Annotated in this window: 18 protein-coding genes and 2 pseudogenes; 11 read left to right on the plus strand and 9 right to left on the minus strand. The window is 59.5% G+C overall.

Annotated features, from left to right (window positions below; translation table 11 throughout):
• Positions 1-64: 64 nt before the first annotated feature.
• The 5 genes and pseudogenes from emrD to ACR809_RS00165 form a co-directional block, all read right to left on the minus strand.
• The gene (gene emrD / locus ACR809_RS00145) at positions 65-1,249 is read right to left on the minus strand and encodes a multidrug efflux MFS transporter EmrD (protein ID WP_004181587.1); all 1,185 of its coding nucleotides are present in this window, start codon (positions 1,247-1,249) and stop codon (positions 65-67) included.
• A 175-nt stretch (positions 1,250-1,424) separates the two neighbouring features.
• Entirely contained in the window at positions 1,425-2,258 is an 834-nt protein-coding gene (locus ACR809_RS00150) for a DMT family transporter (protein ID WP_102098421.1), read from the minus strand.
• 67 nt (positions 2,259-2,325) lie between these two features.
• Positions 2,326-2,771: pseudogene (locus ACR809_RS00155) on the minus strand (GNAT family N-acetyltransferase).
• 90 nt (positions 2,772-2,861) lie between these two features.
• Entirely contained in the window at positions 2,862-2,981 is a 120-nt protein-coding gene (gene tisB / locus ACR809_RS00160) for a type I toxin-antitoxin system toxin TisB (protein ID WP_004145059.1), read from the minus strand.
• A gap of 452 nt (positions 2,982-3,433) precedes the next feature.
• Positions 3,434-3,601 carry a hypothetical protein gene (locus ACR809_RS00165; RefSeq protein ID WP_004150272.1) on the minus strand — a complete coding sequence of 56 codons (168 nt, stop codon included), beginning with the start codon at positions 3,599-3,601 and terminating at the stop codon, positions 3,434-3,436.
• A gap of 12 nt (positions 3,602-3,613) precedes the next feature.
• On the opposite strand from ACR809_RS00165, the gene ivbL reads away from it, so the two are divergent.
• The 8 genes from ivbL to ACR809_RS00205 all read left to right on the plus strand — a co-directional run bounded on the left by ivbL (position 3,614) and on the right by ACR809_RS00205 (position 11,502).
• The gene (gene ivbL, locus ACR809_RS00170; protein ID WP_002923286.1) at positions 3,614-3,709 is read left to right on the plus strand and encodes an ilvB operon leader peptide IvbL; all 96 of its coding nucleotides are present in this window, start codon (positions 3,614-3,616) and stop codon (positions 3,707-3,709) included.
• Positions 3,710-3,813: 104 nt separating this feature from the next.
• Positions 3,814-5,502, plus strand: coding sequence for an acetolactate synthase large subunit (gene ilvB / locus ACR809_RS00175; RefSeq protein WP_004173858.1), 1,689 nt, complete (start codon positions 3,814-3,816; stop codon positions 5,500-5,502).
• Between the two features lie 3 nt (positions 5,503-5,505).
• A complete protein-coding gene (ilvN, locus tag ACR809_RS00180) occupies positions 5,506-5,793 on the plus strand; it encodes an acetolactate synthase small subunit (RefSeq protein ID WP_002923283.1) in 288 nt (95 codons plus the stop codon).
• 150 nt (positions 5,794-5,943) lie between these two features.
• Positions 5,944-6,537: a transcriptional regulator UhpA gene (gene uhpA / locus ACR809_RS00185; protein ID WP_040088152.1), complete on the plus strand. Its 594-nt coding sequence runs from the start codon at positions 5,944-5,946 to the stop codon at positions 6,535-6,537.
• A 17-nt stretch (positions 6,538-6,554) separates the two neighbouring features.
• On the plus strand, positions 6,555-8,036 hold the full coding sequence (uhpB, locus tag ACR809_RS00190; protein WP_074193729.1) for a signal transduction histidine-protein kinase/phosphatase UhpB: 1,482 nt from the start codon (positions 6,555-6,557) through the stop codon (positions 8,034-8,036).
• Between the two features lie 11 nt (positions 8,037-8,047).
• The gene (locus tag ACR809_RS00195) at positions 8,048-9,376 is read left to right on the plus strand and encodes an MFS transporter (RefSeq protein ID WP_023283088.1); all 1,329 of its coding nucleotides are present in this window, start codon (positions 8,048-8,050) and stop codon (positions 9,374-9,376) included.
• A 145-nt stretch (positions 9,377-9,521) separates the two neighbouring features.
• Entirely contained in the window at positions 9,522-10,913 is a 1,392-nt protein-coding gene (uhpT, locus tag ACR809_RS00200; protein ID WP_440310706.1) for a hexose-6-phosphate:phosphate antiporter, read from the plus strand.
• 136 nt (positions 10,914-11,049) lie between these two features.
• Positions 11,050-11,502, plus strand: coding sequence for a DUF1198 family protein (locus tag ACR809_RS00205; RefSeq protein WP_004901545.1), 453 nt, complete (start codon positions 11,050-11,052; stop codon positions 11,500-11,502).
• A gap of 128 nt (positions 11,503-11,630) precedes the next feature.
• On the opposite strand, the gene ACR809_RS00210 is transcribed toward ACR809_RS00205, so the two are convergent.
• Both ACR809_RS00210 and ACR809_RS00215 read right to left on the minus strand, forming a co-directional pair.
• Entirely contained in the window at positions 11,631-11,954 is a 324-nt protein-coding gene (locus ACR809_RS00210; protein WP_004173862.1) for a helix-turn-helix domain-containing protein, read from the minus strand.
• Positions 11,938-12,299, minus strand: a pseudogene (locus ACR809_RS00215) (type II toxin-antitoxin system RelE/ParE family toxin). The gene ACR809_RS00210 and the pseudogene ACR809_RS00215 overlap by 17 nt, the downstream one beginning before the upstream one ends.
• A gap of 211 nt (positions 12,300-12,510) precedes the next feature.
• On the opposite strand from ACR809_RS00215, the gene nepI reads away from it, so the two are divergent.
• Entirely contained in the window at positions 12,511-13,704 is a 1,194-nt protein-coding gene (gene nepI, locus ACR809_RS00220; RefSeq protein ID WP_002923205.1) for a purine ribonucleoside efflux pump NepI, read from the plus strand.
• Here nepI and phnX read toward each other — a convergent pair.
• Both phnX and phnW read right to left on the minus strand, forming a co-directional pair.
• A complete protein-coding gene (gene phnX, locus ACR809_RS00225) occupies positions 13,701-14,510 on the minus strand; it encodes a phosphonoacetaldehyde hydrolase (RefSeq protein WP_040173367.1) in 810 nt (269 codons plus the stop codon). The two genes, nepI and phnX, sit on opposite strands and share 4 nt — an antisense overlap.
• A gap of 9 nt (positions 14,511-14,519) precedes the next feature.
• Positions 14,520-15,623: a 2-aminoethylphosphonate--pyruvate transaminase gene (gene phnW / locus ACR809_RS00230; RefSeq protein ID WP_102098144.1), complete on the minus strand. Its 1,104-nt coding sequence runs from the start codon at positions 15,621-15,623 to the stop codon at positions 14,520-14,522.
• A 141-nt stretch (positions 15,624-15,764) separates the two neighbouring features.
• Here phnW and phnR point away from each other — a divergent pair, with 141 nt between their 5' ends.
• Together phnR and phnS are read left to right on the plus strand one after the other, a co-directional pair.
• Positions 15,765-16,484, plus strand: a complete 720-nt coding sequence (gene phnR, locus ACR809_RS00235; RefSeq protein WP_101856131.1) for a phosphonate utilization transcriptional regulator PhnR — start codon at positions 15,765-15,767, stop codon at positions 16,482-16,484.
• A 178-nt stretch (positions 16,485-16,662) separates the two neighbouring features.
• Positions 16,663-17,676 carry a 2-aminoethylphosphonate ABC transporter substrate-binding protein gene (gene phnS, locus ACR809_RS00240; RefSeq protein WP_020953275.1) on the plus strand — a complete coding sequence of 338 codons (1,014 nt, stop codon included), beginning with the start codon at positions 16,663-16,665 and terminating at the stop codon, positions 17,674-17,676.

A 17,676-nucleotide genomic window follows, 5' to 3' on the forward strand; every position in this document is an offset into this window, starting at 1 on the left:
AAGCCGCCGCTGGGGGATAGCCCGGATAAGGCGTAAGCCGCTATCCGGGGAGCGCCAGCGGCGCTTATACCGGCTGCTGATGGTGGGTAAAGCGCGAGGCCAGCGGCAGCCAGCACAGCAGAATCAACAGGCCCATCAGCATCATCAGCAGGCCGAGGCTGCCCTGACCGGTTTGCGGCATCATCGCCGACAGCCAGGCCAGCACGCCGGAGCCGATATTCTGCAAGCCGCCCACCAGCGCCCCGGCGGTTCCGGCGAGGAACGGGAACGGCTCCATCGCGCCGCTGGTAGCCAGCGGGAACAACATCCCGGCGCCGAAGAAGAACAGCGCCGCAGGCACCAGCAGGGTCCAGACGGTCATGATGCCCAGCAGCCCTGGGATCCACATCATCAGACCCGCCAGCAGGCAGCAGATCACCGACTGCCACATCAGGGTCGGGAAACGCTTGTTGGGGCGGCCGGCAAACCACGCCCCGAAGAACGCCGCCGGGATCGGCAGAATAAACAGAATACTCACCGCCATGCTGCTCAGGCCGAGCACCGCGCCCATCAGCACCCCGGAGCAGGCTTCGAATACCGCAATCCCCGCCAGGCCGCCGATCAGCATCAGCAGATAGCAGTTAAAGGCGCCGGTGCCGAACAGCGTTTTGTAGCTGGCCAGAAGTTTGGTGCGCGGCGCCCCTTCCGGGCGCGTTTCCGGCATCCACTTCGCCATGCTGAAGGTCACCCCGGCGCACAGGACCAGCAGGAAAGCGTAGCAGGCGCGCCAGCTCCACAGGGTGTCGAGGATGCCGCCGAGCAGCGGGGCAATCAGCGGGCTGACCAGAATACCCATATTTAACAGGCTATTGGCATGACGCAGCTGAGCGCCTTCGTACAGGTCGCGGGGCAGGGTGCGCGCCATCACGCCGCCGACCCCGGTGCCCATCCCCTGCATGGCGCTGGCGGCGATCAGCACCGGCAGGCTATGGGTGGTAATAGCTACCAGCGTCGCCAGCATAAAAATCGACATCCCGACGAGGATCACCGGGCGGCGACCGACGCGGTCAGAGAGCGGGCCGTAGAATAGCTGTGAAATACCGTAGGTCAGCAGGTAGGCCGCCATCACGCTTTGTACCGCCCCTTCGCGGACGTTCAGCGCGACCGCCATGTCGGCGATGGCCGGAATATAAATGGTCTGCGCCATCTGGCCGACGGCCACCAGCAGTACCAGCATCAACAACAAATTGAAGTTCTTATGCCGTTTCATGTCGATGAATACTTTGTGAGTAAAGAGAAATGAAGAATATGTGACTACCACATCCCGTAAACGATGGAGGAATCTACCATATTAAAATGACAGAACAACTGCAAAGTGCCGATTGTTGAGGGAATTCCAGGCAGATTATGTAAACAGGAACGGCAACTAATGTTGCCATCTCAGGCTACGCCAGGCGCAGGAGGATCGCCCCGGCGGCAATCCCGCAGGCGGCCACGATGCGCAGCGGCATCAGTTGCTCTTTCAGGACGATAAAGGCGATCAGCGCGCCGAAGAGAATGGAGGTTTCACGCAGCGCGGCGACCACCGCCAGCGGGGCCTGGGTCATCGCCCATAGCGCCAGGCCGTAGGAGCCCATGGTGCCGATCCCGCCGAGGATGCCTTTTTTCCAGTGCTGACGTAAATAACGACTGGCCTCACGCCGTCGCGCCACCATCGCCCAGCACAGCAGGCAGAAGCCGTTCATAAAAAAGGTCCACAGGGTGTAGCCCAGCGCCGAGCCCGCCAGCCGGACGCCGGTGCCGTCCACCAGCGTATAACCGGCGATAAAGCAGGCGTTGATCAGCGCCAGCACGATGCCTTTGCGCGAGCTGGCGTGGCCGTTAAAGGCCATCGCCAGAATCGCCAGGCAGATGACGCCTATGCCCAGCCAGGCCAGCGGCGACAGACGATCGCCGAGGAACAGCACGCTTATCGCCGCCACCAGCAGCGGCGCAGTGCCGCGCATCAGCGGATAGGTCTGGCTCATATCCGATACCTGGTAGGTCTTCGCCACCAGCACCGTATACACCACCTGTAACGCGCACGACGCCAGCAGATAGGGGGCGCTGACCAGCGCGGGCTGCGGGGCAAAGGGGAGCATCACCAGGGCGATCAGCGCGGCCGAGCCGCTGACGCCGATCGCCGCGTACATTTTTTCGCCGCTGGCTTTGACGATAGCGTTCCAGCTGGCGTGCAGCAGGGCGGCGAACAGCAAAATGCAGAATACGGTGAGGGTCATCGCAGACAGGTTCAACAGTGAAGGTCACCGGAATGTAACACGCGCCCGCGCTGCCTGCCAGCGGGGGTTAAAGCGAACAAAACAGGCGATGCGTCACCCGCGGTTCATCGTACACCGGGCGAAAACCAAGCCTTTCATAAAAGGGCAGGCCTGCGCCGGGGCATGGGTGTTGAGAAAGTCGAACCAGGCGCTGGAGTGGGTGATAACCGAGACCAGCAGCTGCTGGCCGATGCCCCGGCGACGGTAGCGTTCGCTGATGTAGAGGTGGCGAATGCGCCCGGCCCGCGGCTGCGGACTGAAGGGATCGCTATTGATGCCGCATACCCCTACCAGCTGGTGGTTGACGAAGGCGCCCAGCAGCGTTTCGCCCGGCGCGTTAAAGCGGTTTTTGCCGCTCTGCCAGTTTTCCGCCAGGCGGCGCAGCATATTGAAATGCTGTTCAAGGCTTTCAATTCGTAGCGCCGCGAACCCCGGGGCATCCGGCGTCGTGGCGGCAATTAACAGGGGTGGCATAGCTTCCTCCATCAAGTCATCCCGGGACGCCCGGCGGGCGCCTGCAGGGGGGCGGTTTCCCGCCCCCCTCAGGTGCGACTTGAACCTGAATCAGCGGAACTGTTTCAGGACTGCATCAAGTAGTTGCAACACAGCAACCATGAGTTTCAGGATCAAAATAATAATATCCATTCCGCCCATACGCGCGTCTCCTGTGGTTAAGGAGCACAATAAGCTGACGTACCTTTCCGCTGCCCGTTGCCAGCTTATCCCTGCCTGTCGCCGGCGGCGTCTGCCCTGGCCGATAGTTCGTCCTTTCCATGAACGGCTTCCCGGCCCGCCGCCTGCAACGACAGGGGTGCGCAGCGCTGAGCCACGCGTTGCCGCGCGGGCCAGTGACTGCACGTTGTTGACGTAACACAGTGTGCTCTCTCGGGGTTAAGGCACTGACGGCACCACCCGTTTCAGCCAGGACTTCGTTGCGCCGGTCAAACTTGCGGCCCCCGAATGGCACAAAGTGAACACACCCAGTATAGATAAACACTGTATGGATGAACAGTATTTTTTGGACAAATCCGCCCCTCTCATCCATACTCTATGACAGAGAAAAACCGACCTTAAATTGCGCGAACTGCAGCGATCGCGTATACTTTTGGCGTTGACGTAATACAGTGTGCTTGCGGCTACCACCTGTAACCATGCTGATAAAAACCTCGCTCCGGCGGGGTTTTTTGTTTTCTGTCCTTTTGCGCCGAACTGTGATCTTTCGCGCAAATTTTCGTGGATGAAAATAAATCCATTGTGAAAACGTAAAACCTGTGTTTGTATAAATTCAGCTTATTTTTCGACACAACAGGTCCCTAATGAACGCAACCCTGATCGCTTCGACCCTACTAAAAACCGCGCCAGCCGCGGTGGTCGTCGTGTCTGTGGTGGTCGTCGTCGGCAATGCGCCGTAGGGTCCGGAACAACACGAATTCCAAACCCCGCCGGCGCAAACCGAGCGGGGTTTTTTGTTGGCGAGCCCCCCGGTAAAGTCGGCCCAGAAGAAAAGGACTGGAGCATGGCAAGTTCGGGCACCACATCAAACACAATGCGCTTTACCGGCGCGCAGCTGGTTGTTCATTTACTGGAGCGCCAGGGTATCACTATGGTCAGCGGCATTCCGGGCGGCTCCATCCTGCCTATCTACGATGCCTTAAGCCAGAGCACGCAGATCCGCCACATCCTGGCGCGCCATGAGCAGGGCGCGGGCTTTATCGCCCAGGGGATGGCGCGTACCGAAGGCAAGCCGGCGGTCTGTATGGCCTGCAGCGGCCCGGGGGCGACGAACCTGGTGACGGCGATCGCCGATGCCCGCCTGGATTCGATTCCGCTGGTCTGCATCACCGGCCAGGTACCGGCCTCGATGATCGGTACCGACGCCTTCCAGGAAGTGGACACCTACGGCATCTCTATCCCCATCACCAAACATAACTATCTGGTGCGCGACATTGCCGAGCTGCCGCAGGTGATCAGCGACGCCTTCCGTATTGCCCAGTCCGGACGTCCCGGGCCGGTGTGGATAGACATTCCTAAGGACGTGCAGTCGGCGACCATTGAGCTGGAAGCGCTGCCTGAGCCTGGCGAGCGCGCCCCGGCACCGGCATTCGCGCCTGAAAGCGTGCGTGAAGCGGCGGCAATGATCAACGCGGCGAAACGCCCGGTACTGTATCTGGGCGGCGGGGTGATTAACGCGCCGCAGGCGATCCGTGAGCTGGCGGAAAAAGCCAACCTGCCGACCACCATGACCTTAATGGCGCTGGGCATGCTGCCGAAGGCGCACCCGCTGTCGCTGGGGATGCTGGGGATGCACGGCGCGCGCAGCACCAACTTCATTCTGCAGGAGGCGGATTTACTTATTGTTTTAGGCGCCCGTTTTGATGACCGGGCGATTGGCAAGACCGAGCAGTTCTGCCCGAACGCGAAGATTATCCACGTCGATATCGACCGCGCCGAACTGGGCAAAATTAAGCAACCGCACGTGGCGATTCAGGGCGATGTGGCGGAAGTCTTAGCCCAGCTGAACCCGCAGATTGAGGCGCAGCCGCGCGAGGAATGGCGCCAGCTGGTGGCCGACTTGCAGCGCGAATTCCCCTGCGCCATCCCGCAGGAAAGCGACCCGCTCTCCCATTACGGCCTGATTAACGCCGTGGCCGCCTGCGTGGATGATGAAGCGATCATCACTACCGACGTTGGCCAGCACCAGATGTGGACGGCGCAGGCCTACCCGCTCAATCGTCCGCGCCAGTGGCTGACCTCCGGCGGCCTCGGCACCATGGGCTTCGGCCTGCCGGCAGCCATCGGCGCGGCGCTGGCGAATCCGCAGCGCAAGGTTATCTGCTTCTCCGGCGACGGCAGCCTGATGATGAATATTCAGGAGATGGCCACCGCCGCCGAAAATCAGCTGGATGTAAAAATTATCCTGCTGAACAACGAAGCGCTGGGGCTGGTGCATCAGCAGCAGAGCCTGTTCTATCAGCAGGGCGTTTTTGCCGCCACCTATCCGGGGATGATTAACTTTATGCAGATTGCCGCCGGTTTTGGCCTGCAAACCTGTGATTTAAATAATGAAGTCGATCCGCAGGCGGCGCTGCAGGCGATTATCGACCGTCCGGGGCCGGCGCTGATCCACGTGCGCATCGACGCACAGCAGAAAGTGTATCCGATGGTACCGCCGGGTGCGGCCAATACTGAAATGGTGGGGGAATAAGCCATGCAAAAACAATGTGATAACGTCATTCTGGAACTCACCGTCCGCAACCATCCCGGCGTCATGACCCACGTGTGCGGGCTTTTTGCCCGTCGCGCGTTTAACGTCGAAGGCATTCTCTGTCTGCCAATTCAGGGCAGCGAACACAGCCGCATCTGGCTGCTGGTAAATGATGACCAGCGACTGGGGCAGATGATTAGCCAGATTGAAAAGCTGGAAGATGTCACCAAAGTGGCGCGTAACCAGTCCGATCCCACCATGTTTAACAAAATTGCGGTGTTCTTCGAATAGCGCTCAAGGCTTGAACAGCCACGCGCTTATCGCTAAGGTAAGCGCCTTTGCCGGATGACGCTGCGCTTATCCGGCCTACAAGCAGTGAATCCGTAGGCCGGATAAGGCGTTTACGCCGCCATCCGGCGTTTTCAGGCACCAGGACACACCATGACCACCATCGCCCTTATTGACGATCATTTGATTGTCCGCTCCGGCTTTGCTCAGCTGCTGGGGCTGGAAGCTGATTTTCAGGTTGTCGCCGAATTTGGTAGCGGCCGCGAGGCGTTGACGGGGCTACCGGGGCGCGGCGTGCAGGTCTGTATCTGCGATATCTCCATGCCGGATATTTCCGGGCTGGAGCTGCTCAGCCAGCTGCCGAAGGGGATGGCGACCATCATGCTGTCGGTACACGATAGCCCGGCGCTGATCGAGCAGGCGTTGAACGCCGGCGCGCGCGGCTTCCTGTCGAAACGCTGCAGCCCCGATGAACTTATCGCCGCGGTACGCACGGTGGCGGCCGGCGGTTGCTATCTCACGCCGGATATCGCCATGAAGCTGGCCGCCGGGCGCCAGGATCCGCTCACCAAACGCGAGCGTCAGGTGGCGGAAAAGCTGGCGCAGGGCATGGCGGTGAAAGAGATTGCCGCCGAGCTCGGTCTGTCGCCGAAAACCGTCCACGTACACCGCGCCAACCTGCTGGAAAAGCTGGGCGTCAACAACGACGTTGAGCTGGCGCGCCGCATGTTCGATAGCTGGCAATGAAGGCCGTCGTCTCACGATTGCTGTCGGTCATCGGCTGCGCCTTTATCTTCGCGGCCGCCTGGTTCTGCCTGTGGAGCATCAGTCTGCATCTGGTGGAACGCGCGGATTTAGCGGTGCTGCTGTTTCCCTTTGGCCTGCGGCTGGGGTTAATGTTGCAAAGCCCCCGCAGCTACTGGCCAGTGCTGCTGGGAACCGAGTGGCTGCTTATCTTCTGGCTGGCGCAGGAGGTGGCGCTGGCGCACCCGATAATTTTGATGACCGGAAGCCTGCTGACTCTGCTGCCGGTGGCGTTGATCTCGCGCTACCGGCAGCAGCGCGACTGGCTGACGCTGCTGCGTCAGGGCGGGGCGTTAATGGCCGCCGCTCTGCTGCAATCGCTGCCGTGGCTGGCGGAGGGGGACGAGGGGCTTAACGCCCTGCTGTTGACGCTGACCGGCGGCCTGACGCTGGCGCCGACCTGCCTGGTTTTCTGGCACTATCTTACCAGCACCGTCTGGCGGCCGCTGGGGCCGGCGCTGGTGGCGCAGCCGGTTAACTGGCGCGGGCGGCATCTGATCTGGTATCTGCTGTTATTCACCATTAGCCTGTGGCTGCAGCTTGGCCTGCCCGCCGAGCTCTCCCGCTTTACCCCGTTTTGTCTGGCGCTGCCGATTATCGCCCTCGCCTGGCACTACGGCTGGCAGGGAGCGCTGATCGCCACCCTGATGAACGCTATCGCCTTGATTGCCAGCCAGACCTGGCACGATCACCCGGTCGATTTATTGCTTTCCCTGCTGGCACAGAGCCTCACCGGGCTGCTGTTGGGGGCGGGGATCCAGCGGCTACGCGAGCTGAACCAGTCATTACAAAGCGAGCTGGCGCGTAATCGTCGGCTGGCGGAACGCCTGCTGGAGACCGAAGAGAGCGTGCGGCGAGACGTCGCCCGCGAGCTCCATGATGATATCGGCCAGACCATCACCGCTATCCGCACCCAGGCCGGGATCGTACAGCGGCTGGCGCCGGACAACGCCAGCGTGCGCCAGAGCGGTCAGCTGATAGAACAGCTGTCGCTGGGAGTTTACGACTCGGTGCGTAGACTGCTGGGCCGTCTGCGTCCGCGTCAGCTCGACGACCTGCCGCTGGAGCAGGCGGTACGTTCGTTGATGCGCGAGATGGAGCTGGAGGACCGCGGCATTGTCAGCCATCTCGACTGGCGGATTAACGAGGCGGGACTTAGCGAGAACCAGCGCGTGACGCTGTTTCGCGTTTGCCAGGAGGGGCTGAATAATATCGTCAAGCACGCCAGCGCCAGCGCTGTCACTCTGCAGGGCTGGCAGCAGGATGAGCGACTAATGCTGGTGCTGGAAGATGACGGTTGCGGCCTGCCGCCGGGGTCGAATCTGCAGGGGTTCGGCCTGACCGGCATGCGCGAGCGCGTGACCGCCCTGGGCGGCACACTGACGATCTCCTGCACCCACGGTACCCGGGTGTGCGTCAATCTACCGCTGCGTTACGCCTGAGAGGATCGCCGATGTTCGCCTTTTTAAAAGCCCCGCCGGACGCTGCGCCGATTAGCGATAAACGCGAGCTTGATGCGCGTTATCGCTACTGGCGTCGCCATATCCTGTTGACCATCTGGCTGGGCTACGCGCTGTTCTATTTCACCCGCAAAAGCTTTAACGCCGCGGTCCCGGAAATTCTCGCCAGCAACGTCCTGACCCGCAGCGATATTGGCCTGCTGGCCACGCTGTTCTATATCACCTACGGACTGTCGAAATTTTTCTCCGGTATCGTCAGCGACCGCTCCGACGCCCGCTATTTTATGGGGCTGGGGCTTATCGCCACCGGGGTGGTGAATATTCTGTTCGGTTTTTCTTCCTCACTATGGGCTTTCGCGCTGCTGTGGGCGCTGAATGCCTTCTTCCAGGGCTGGGGCTCGCCGGTGTGCGCCCGACTGCTGACGGCCTGGTATTCGCGGACCGAGCGCGGCGGCTGGTGGGCGCTATGGAATACGGCGCATAACGTCGGCGGCGCGCTGATCCCGATGGTGGTGGGCGCGGCGGCGCTGCACTACGGCTGGCGTGCCGGGATGATCATCGCCGGCTGTCTGGCGATCCTCGCCGGACTGTATCTGTGCTGGCGGCTGCGCGATCGCCCGCAGGCGGTGGGGTTACCCGCCGTGGGCGACTGGCGTCACGATGCGCTGGAAATCGCCCAGCAGCAGGAAGGCGCTGGGATGTCTCGTAAAGCGATCCTCACCCGCTACGTGCTGGCCAATCCCTACATCTGGCTGCTGTCGTTGTGCTATGTGCTGGTGTACGTGGTGCGGGCGGCGATTAACGACTGGGGCAATCTGTATATGTCGGAGACGCTCGGCGTCGATCTGGTGACCGCTAACTCGGCGGTGACCATGTTTGAGCTGGGCGGTTTTATCGGCGCGCTGGTGGCGGGGTGGGGCTCGGATAAGCTGTTTAACGGCAACCGTGGGCCGATGAACCTGATTTTTGCCGCCGGAATTTTGCTGTCGGTTGGCGGCCTGTGGCTGATGCCGTTCGCCAGCTATGTCATGCAGGCGGCCTGCTTCTTCACTACCGGTTTCTTCGTTTTCGGCCCGCAGATGCTGATCGGCATGGCGGCGGCGGAATGTTCGCATAAAGAAGCCGCCGGGGCGGCAACCGGGTTTGTCGGCCTGTTCGCTTATCTTGGCGCCTCGCTTTCCGGCTGGCCGCTGGCGCAGGTGATGGATATCTGGCACTGGACCGGATTCTTCGTGGTGATTGCGATTGCCGCCGGCATTTCCGCGCTGCTGCTGCTGCCGTTTTTAAACGCGCAGGCGCCGCGTACCGCCAGCGAAGCGTGATGTAGCTCACCCTTTCGCCGCGAACGGGGCAAAACTAAGAAATTTTCCCGGTTTTACCTGGACGCCGTCTCAGGCCAGACGGCGCGCTGGTTTTTACAATGCCTGGTTATTACGCAGGCATAAAAAATCAGCTCAGGAGATACCCATGCTGGCCTTTCTGAATCAGGTGCGCAAGCCGACCCTGGATCTGCCGCTCGATGTGCGGCGCAAAATGTGGTTCAAACCTTTCATGCAGTCCTATCTGGTGGTTTTCATCGGCTACCTGACCATGTACCTGATCCGCAAGAACTTTAACATCGCGCAGAACGACATGATCTCCACCTACGGGCTGAGCATGACCCAGCTGGGGATGATTGGCCTGGGCTTCTCCATCACCTACGGCGTGGGCAAGACGCTGGTCTCTTATTATGCCGACGGCAAAAACACCAAGCAGTTCCTGCCGTTTATGCTGATCCTCTCCGCCATCTGTATGCTGGGCTTTAGCGCCAGCATGGGGGCGGGTTCTACCAGCCTGTTCCTGATGATCGCCTTCTATGCGCTGAGCGGTTTCTTCCAGAGCACCGGCGGCTCGTGCAGCTATTCCACCATCACCAAGTGGACGCCCAGACGCAAACGCGGCACTTTCCTCGGCTTCTGGAATATCTCCCACAACCTCGGCGGCGCGGGCGCGGCGGGCGTGGCGCTGTTTGGCGCCAACTATCTGTTCGACGGCCATGTGATCGGCATGTTTATCTTCCCGTCGATTATTGCGCTGATCGTTGGCTTTATCGGCCTGCGCTACGGTAGCGACTCTCCGGAATCCTACGGCCTCGGCACGGCGGAAGAGCTGTTTGGCGAAGCGATCAGCGAAGAGGACAAAGAGACCGAAGTAAATGCGATGACCAAGTGGCAGATCTTTGTTGAGTACGTGCTGAAAAACAAAGTGATCTGGCTGCTGTGCTTCTCCAACATCTTCCTCTACGTGGTGCGTATCGGTATCGATCAGTGGTCCACCGTGTACGCCTTCCAGGAGCTGAAGCTGTCTAAAGAGGTGGCGATTCAGGGCTTTACCCTGTTTGAGGTCGGCGCGCTGGTTGGCACGCTACTGTGGGGCTGGCTGTCGGATCTGGCCAACGGCCGCCGCGCGCTGGTGGCCTGCATCGCGCTGGCGCTAATTATCGCCACCCTTGGGGTTTACCAACACGCCAGCAACCAGTACGTCTATCTGGCCTCGTTATTTGCGCTGGGCTTCCTGGTGTTTGGTCCGCAGCTGTTGATCGGCGTCGCCGCCGTCGGTTTCGTACCGAAAAAAGCGATCGGCGCCGCCGATGGGATCAAGGGCACCTTCGCCTATCTGATCGGCGATAGCTTCGCCAAACTGGGTCTCGGGATGATCGCCGACGGCACCCCGGTCTTCGGCCTGACCGGCTGGGCCGGCACCTTTGCGGCGCTGGACGCCGCCGCCGTCGGCTGTATCTGCCTGATGGCCATCGTGGCTATCTTTGAAGAGCGTAAAATTCGCCGCGAGAAAAAGAACCGTATTTTGCAGACCGCCTGATTCACCAGGTATTTGGTAACCTTGCCCGGCCTTCGCGCCGGGCTTTTTTATTTCTTGCGCATTATGCCAGGTCCGACAGTCGACAGCAGGCAAATTCCCATTATGATAGTCAGGCTGCGATTGGATGAGAGGATGCATGATCTGGATAGGACTGGCCACCCTGGTAGTGGTGTTTGTTGTGGGATTTCGGGTGCTTACCTCTGATTCACGCCGCGCGATCCGCCGCCTGAGCGAACGCCTCGGCATCACGCCTGTCCCGCTGGAATCGATGATCGATCAGCTGGGAAAAACCGCCGGTAATGAGTATTTGCGTTACCTGGAGCGGCCGAATGAAGCACATCTGCAGAACGCCGCCCAGGTGCTGCTGATCTGGCAGGTCGCGATTGTCGACGCCAGCGAAAAAAACCTGCATTACTGGTATCGCCTGATGCAAAAAGCACGTTTAGCGGCGCCGATTACCGACGCGCAGATCCGCCTGGCGCAAGGTTTTCTGCGCGAGCTGGACCCGGATGTGAGCGATTTACATAACCTACAGCAGCGCTACAACGACCTGTTTCTCCCGGAAGACGGCGTGCACTGGCTGCACTGATCTCATAGTTATTCGGCCTGGGGTTCATCGCTTTTTGTGCCGGATGGCGGCTGCGCCTTATCCGGCCTACGGTTTCCGCACTCGTCACTTGTAGGCCGGATAAGCGTAAGCGCCATCCGGCAGGATAACTACAGTAGGATTTTCAGGCCGTGTTTTTGTACGACGCTAAGCAATTTTAATGACATTCCGCTCGGTCGTTTAGCGCCAGTCTCCCATTTTTGCACGGTAGACACGCTGGTATTCAGATAACGAGCGAACACGGGTTGGCTAACATTGAGTTGTTCACGTAGCGCTTTAATTTCAATGGGTTGAAGTGCGGCTACGCTACCGAGACATGATTCATCAAAATGGCGCATTGTTTCCTGTGGGATTGCGCCAACGCTGAATAGCCCCGACGCAGCGCTATGGATCGCTTCGAAAGCCGGGCTTTTGTATTTATTTTTTGCTGTCATCGCAAATCTCCACTAATTCTTTACTTTTAACTAAGGCCGTCGTTTTCTCTTCAGAGAGATTGGCATAGTGTTTTGCTAACTCACGAAACCCCATTAATTCGCGATGGTTGATATTGGCCATATCCTGTTTGGCATATAGAAAGGTATAAAACCAATACTCTGCGCTTTTTTGGTAAGGATGATTGCGCGATCGCGATTCTTGTTGAGTCGCTTTTTATAAACCCCTCCTCCTAAATCAACCACCTTGCCCTGAAGCGCAGATTGAATTGCCTGATAGAGCTCGTCGTCGGAAATGCCATGAGAGCTAGCCTCTCTGGCGAACCATTTGGTTTTAAAGATACGCATTGCTGACATCCTGTCGTTAAAAGTATAGCACATAGTGCTATATTAAATTCTCCTGAGATTTGTTAAAGCGATAGCAAGCATCGTTTTTTTAAACATGCGAGCAGCTACGCATCCTCTTATGAAAAGCGAGAAGAGTTGCGAAAACGTTAAGTACGTCACATACAAAATGTTACACTGCGCAGCTTTCCGCCACTTTCTTCGCAGGTCACTCATGAGTCATTCAAATGAAACCAAACCCCATGCACGCGATCTCGCGCGGCCAAACTGGTCGGCGGTTTTCGCGGTTGCTTTCTGCGTCGCCTGCCTGATTACCGTTGAGTTTTTGCCGGTCAGCCTGCTGACGCCGATGGCGCTGGATTTAGGCATCTCCGAAGGGATGGCCGGGCAGTCGGTGACGACGACGGCATTCGTCGCGATGTTTTCCAGCCTGTTTATCACCACGGTGATAGGTAAAACCGATCGCCGCTACGTGGTTATCCTGTTTTCACTGCTGCTGACCCTTTCTTGCCTGCTGGTATCTTTCGCTGATAGCTTCACCCTGCTACTGCTGGGGCGCGCCTGTCTGGGCCTGGCGCTCGGCGGTTTCTGGGCGATGTCCGCATCGCTGACCATGCGTCTGGTGCCGATGCGCGTGGTGCCGAAAGCGCTATCGATTATCTTCGGCGCGGTATCAATCGCGCTGGTGATCGCCGCCCCGTTGGGCAGTTTCCTTGGCGGGCTTATCGGCTGGCGCAACGTCTTTAACGGCGCGGCGGTAATGGGCGTGCTGTGTACGCTCTGGGTGCTGAAAGCGCTGCCGTCGCTGCCCGGTGAATCGGCTTCTCAGCAGCAAAATATGTTTGGTCTGCTGAAGCGTCCGGGGGTGATGGCCGGAATGTGCGCCATTTTCATGGCCTTTGCCGGACAGTTCGCCTTCTTTACCTATATTCGCCCGGTTTACATGACCCTCGCCGGTTTTGACGTCGACGGCCTGACGCTGGTGCTGCTGAGCTTTGGTATCGCCAGCTTTATCGGCACCTCGCTCTCCTCGGTGCTGCTCAAGCGTTCGGTGAAAGCGGCGCTGGCGATTGCGCCGCTGGTGCTGACCGCCTGCGCGGTGGCGCTGGTGCTGTGGGGAGAGAGCAAAATCATCGCCTCGACGGTGGCGATTATCTGGGGCTTCGCGTTTGCGCTGATCCCGGTGGGGTGGTCAACGTGGATCACCCGTTCCCTCTCCGATCAGGCGGAAAAAGCCGGGTCGATTCAGGTGGCGGTGATCCAGCTGGCCAACACCTGCGGCGCCGCGGTCGGCGGCATTGCGCTTGACCACTTAGGGCTGCTGTCGCCGCTGGTGTTGTCAGGGATATTGATGCTGTTTACCGGCCTGCTGGTGGCGGCCAAAGTGAAGGTGAATTCACCCGCTTAAGGCCGCTCGCCTTTTGCCAGCCGGGCATTGATGTTGGCAATCACTTCCGGCAGGTCCGCCAGGGTATCAACCACATAATGCGCCCCGGCGGCATACAGTTTGCCTGCCGCCCGCTCGCGGCGGGTGGCGATTTCCGCTTTCGACATCGCTTGGTACTCCTCCCAGGTTGCGCCGAATTCGTTACCGGACACCGCCAGCCCGACGCTCCACATCCCGGCATGTAACCCTTCGCTGATGCCCGGCGCGGCGTCGTCGACCTTCACGCAGTGGGCCACATCGTCTATGCCCAGGGTAATCACGTTCTGCAGCGCCATCCACGGGCCCGGACGACCGCCGGCGGCAAGGTCATCGGTGGCGACCCAGTGGTCCGGGGCGTAGCCCTGGGCGGCGGCGGCCGGTACCAGCTTTTCCATCACCGGGCGCGGATAACCCGAGCAGGAGCCGATCTTCAGGCCCTCGGCGCGAAACGTGGCGATGGTGTCGACCACGCCGGCTATTGGTGCGGAAAAATCGACAACCTTAGCGATTTGCAGCGGCATAAACGCGGCGTAGATCGCATCGATATCCGCGGCCGTCATCGCGCGGCCGAATTTGGCCTGCCAGCGGCTGTCGACAGAAGGGAGTTTGCCCAGCGCCTCAATGTGCTGCCATTTGCCAAGCCCCATCGGCACGCGGGCCTCTTCAAGGGTGATCTCAATATCGAAGGCCTGGCGGAAGGCCTCGACGAAGATTTGCGTCGGGGCGAAAGAGCCGAAGTCTACGGTGGTGCCTGCCCAGTCAAGGATCAGTGCGCTAATACGGTTCATGGCGGTTCCTTATTGTTTCCAGTACATGGCGTTGTCGATAGCCGCCAGCAGGGCGGTGATATCGGCGTCGTAGACTTCGCCAATGTTGCCGATGCGGAAGCAGTCGCTTTGCGATACTTTGCCCGGATAAATAACGAAGCCCTGATCTTTCAGCTTCTGGTAGAAGGTGTGAAAGCGATACTGCGGCGCATCCGGTGAATAAAAGGCGGTAATGATCGGCGAGTGCAGGCTATCGTCGAGCAGCGGCCGGAAGCCGAGCGCGCGCATCCCGGCGACCAGCCGGCGCTGATTGTTGCGGTAGCGCTGATGGCGAGCGCTGACGCCGCCCTCCTGCGCCAGCTCTTTCAGCGCCTGGGCGAAGGCCAGCACGGTATGCGTCGGCGAGGTGAAGCGCCACTTGCCGTGGTTGTCCTCCATGCAGCGCCACTGGGCGTACAGATCCAGCGACAGCGAGCGCGAACGGCCTTTGCAGGCGGCCAGCTCCGCTTCACGGGCAATCACGAAGGCAAAGCCCGGCACGCCCTGAATGCATTTGTTGGCGGAGCTTATCAGGTAATCAATATTCAGCGCGGCGATATCCAACGGAATGCCGCCAAAGCTGCTCATCGCATCGACGATATAGCGTTTATCGTACCGTTTCGCCAGTTCGGCCACCTCTGCGATCGGATTCAGCATACCGGTGGTGGTTTCGCTGTGTACCATCGCGATATGGGTGATCGCCGGGTCGTTCTGCAGGATCTGTTCGATCGCGGCCACGTCCGGACGGGAGACTTCGCCACAGTCGTAAGGGTGGCAGGCGATGCCCATCAGCTGCGCCATCTCAATCATACGCGCGCCATAGGCGCCATTGCTGACGATTAGCACTTTGCCCTGTTCGCCGATGACGCTGCCGAGCACCGCTTCGACCGCGTAGCTGCCGCTACCCTGCAGCAGCACTGCGGTATAACCGTCGGCCGGGGTAGCCAACTGCACCAGCTGCTGGCGAATGGTCTGTACCACGCCGAGATTGTAATCATCATCCCAGGTGCAGCTATCGAACAACATCGCCTCTTTCACCGTACGGGAGGTGGTTAACGGGCCGGGGGTCAGCAGCAGGTAATTTCGTGAAGTCATTTGTCTCACCATTTGGTCTATACCAGATTTATAGTTATCATGGAGACAAAGCCGGGAAAGGGTCAAAGGAAATGTGGCGCTGCAACAAAAAATTCATCTGGCTATGTATAATGAGCGCACGAAAAGTGGCAGTGAGTAAACATGAAATCACCCTCTGGCGAGATGCCGCAATACCTGATGATTAAGGCGCAGCTGCAGGCGCGTATTCAAAACGGCGCCCTCAAAAGCGGCGACAAGCTGCCTTCCGAGCGCGAGCTGTGCGCGCTGTTCAACACGACGCGGATTACGGTGCGTGAGAGCCTGGCGCAGCTGGAGGCCAGCGGCGTGATTTACCGCGCCGACCGCCGCGGCTGGTTTGTGACGCCGGAGCGTCTGTGGCTGGATCCGACGCAAAATACCAACTTCCACAAGCTGTGTCTCGAACAGGGGCGCGAACCGAAAACGGTGCTGCTTGATGGCCGCCTGGCTGCCGTGCCGCTGGATGTGATGGCGCCGCTGGCGCTCCAACCTTTCGATCAGGTCTATTTGCTGACCCGGCTGCGCTATGCCGATGGCCGGCCGGTGTGCTACTGCGAAAACCACTGTCTGCCCGCGCGGGTGCCTGAGCTGCTGCGCCACGATCTCAACGGCAGTCTGACCGAGATTTATCAAACTCAGTACGATCTGATCTATACCAGTATGCATTTGTCGTTTTATCCCACCTCAATGCCGGCGCAGGCCGCAGAGGCGTTGGGGGTGATGGAGGGGCGCCCGGCGCTGCTGTTACGCCGGCTGAATTACGATCAGCATGGGCGTATTCTCGATTATGATATCGAATACTGGCGGCATGACAGCCTGCGGATCGAAGTCGATACCCATTGATTTTATTAGTTAAATTTTTTGATCTCCCCGGTGGCGCTAGCGCTTACCGGGGCTACGCATCCCGCTCGTTTTAACTCCTTCGACACACTTCTTTCATCGTTTTGTCATAAACCATCGGTAGCGTGAAGGGAAATCTGGTCTACACCAGAATAACTGACTATCCGATGAGGCTTAAACGATGAAACTCTCCCGACTTGCTCTGCTGTCCCTGTTCGCGCTGACCAGCTCTCCGGTTTGGGCGGACGGCGTCGTCACGGTTTACTCCGCCGACGGCCTGCATGACGGCGATAACAGCTGGTATCAGAGCCAGTTCGCTGCCTTCACCAAAGCGACGGGGATCAAAGTGCAGTATGTGGAAGGCGGCTCCGGCGCGATCGTCGAGCGTCTGGCCAAGGAGCGCACCAATCCGCAGGCTGACGTGCTGGTCACGGTGCCGCCGTTTATCCAGCGCGCCGCGAAAGAGCAATTGCTGGCAACCTTTACCCCGCAAGGTAGCGCGCAGATCCCCGGCGCCAACGACCGCTATTCGCCGCTGGTGAACAACTATCTGACCTTCATCTATAACGGCCAGTTGCTGAAAACCGCGCCGGCCAGCTGGCAGGATCTGCTGGATAGCCGCTTTAAGAACAAGTTGCAGTACTCCACGCCGGGTCAGGCGGGCGACGGTACCGCGGTGATGCTGCAGGCGTTCCACAGCCTCGGCGGCAAAGACGCCGGCTTCGAGTATCTGGGCAAGCTGCAGGCCAATAACGTTGGCCCATCGGCCTCGACCGGTAAGCTGACGGCGCTGGTCAACAAAGGCGAGCTGTACGTCGCCAACGGCGATCTGCAGATGAACCTGTCGCAGATGGCGCGTAACCCGAACGTTAAAATTTTCTGGCCGGCGGATGACAAAGGCGAGCGCAGCGCGCTGGCGCTGCCCTACACCATCGGGCTGGTGCAGAACGGACCGAACAGCGAAAACGGCAAAAAGCTGATCAATTTCCTGCTGGATAAACCGGCGCAATCCAGCGTCAGCGCGCGCTCCTGGGGCCTGCCGGTACGCAGCGATGTAGCGCCGGATGATGCTAACTTTAAGGCGGCGAAAGCGGCGCTCGACGGCGTGAAGAGCTGGGAACCTAACTGGGACGATGTCGCGGTATCGCTGTCGGCTGACATTGCCCGCTGGCATAAAGTGACCGATAGCGAGTAA

This window comes from Klebsiella sp. CD33 (genome assembly GCF_051992865.1).
GTDB lineage: Bacteria > Pseudomonadota > Gammaproteobacteria > Enterobacterales > Enterobacteriaceae > Klebsiella > Klebsiella pneumoniae.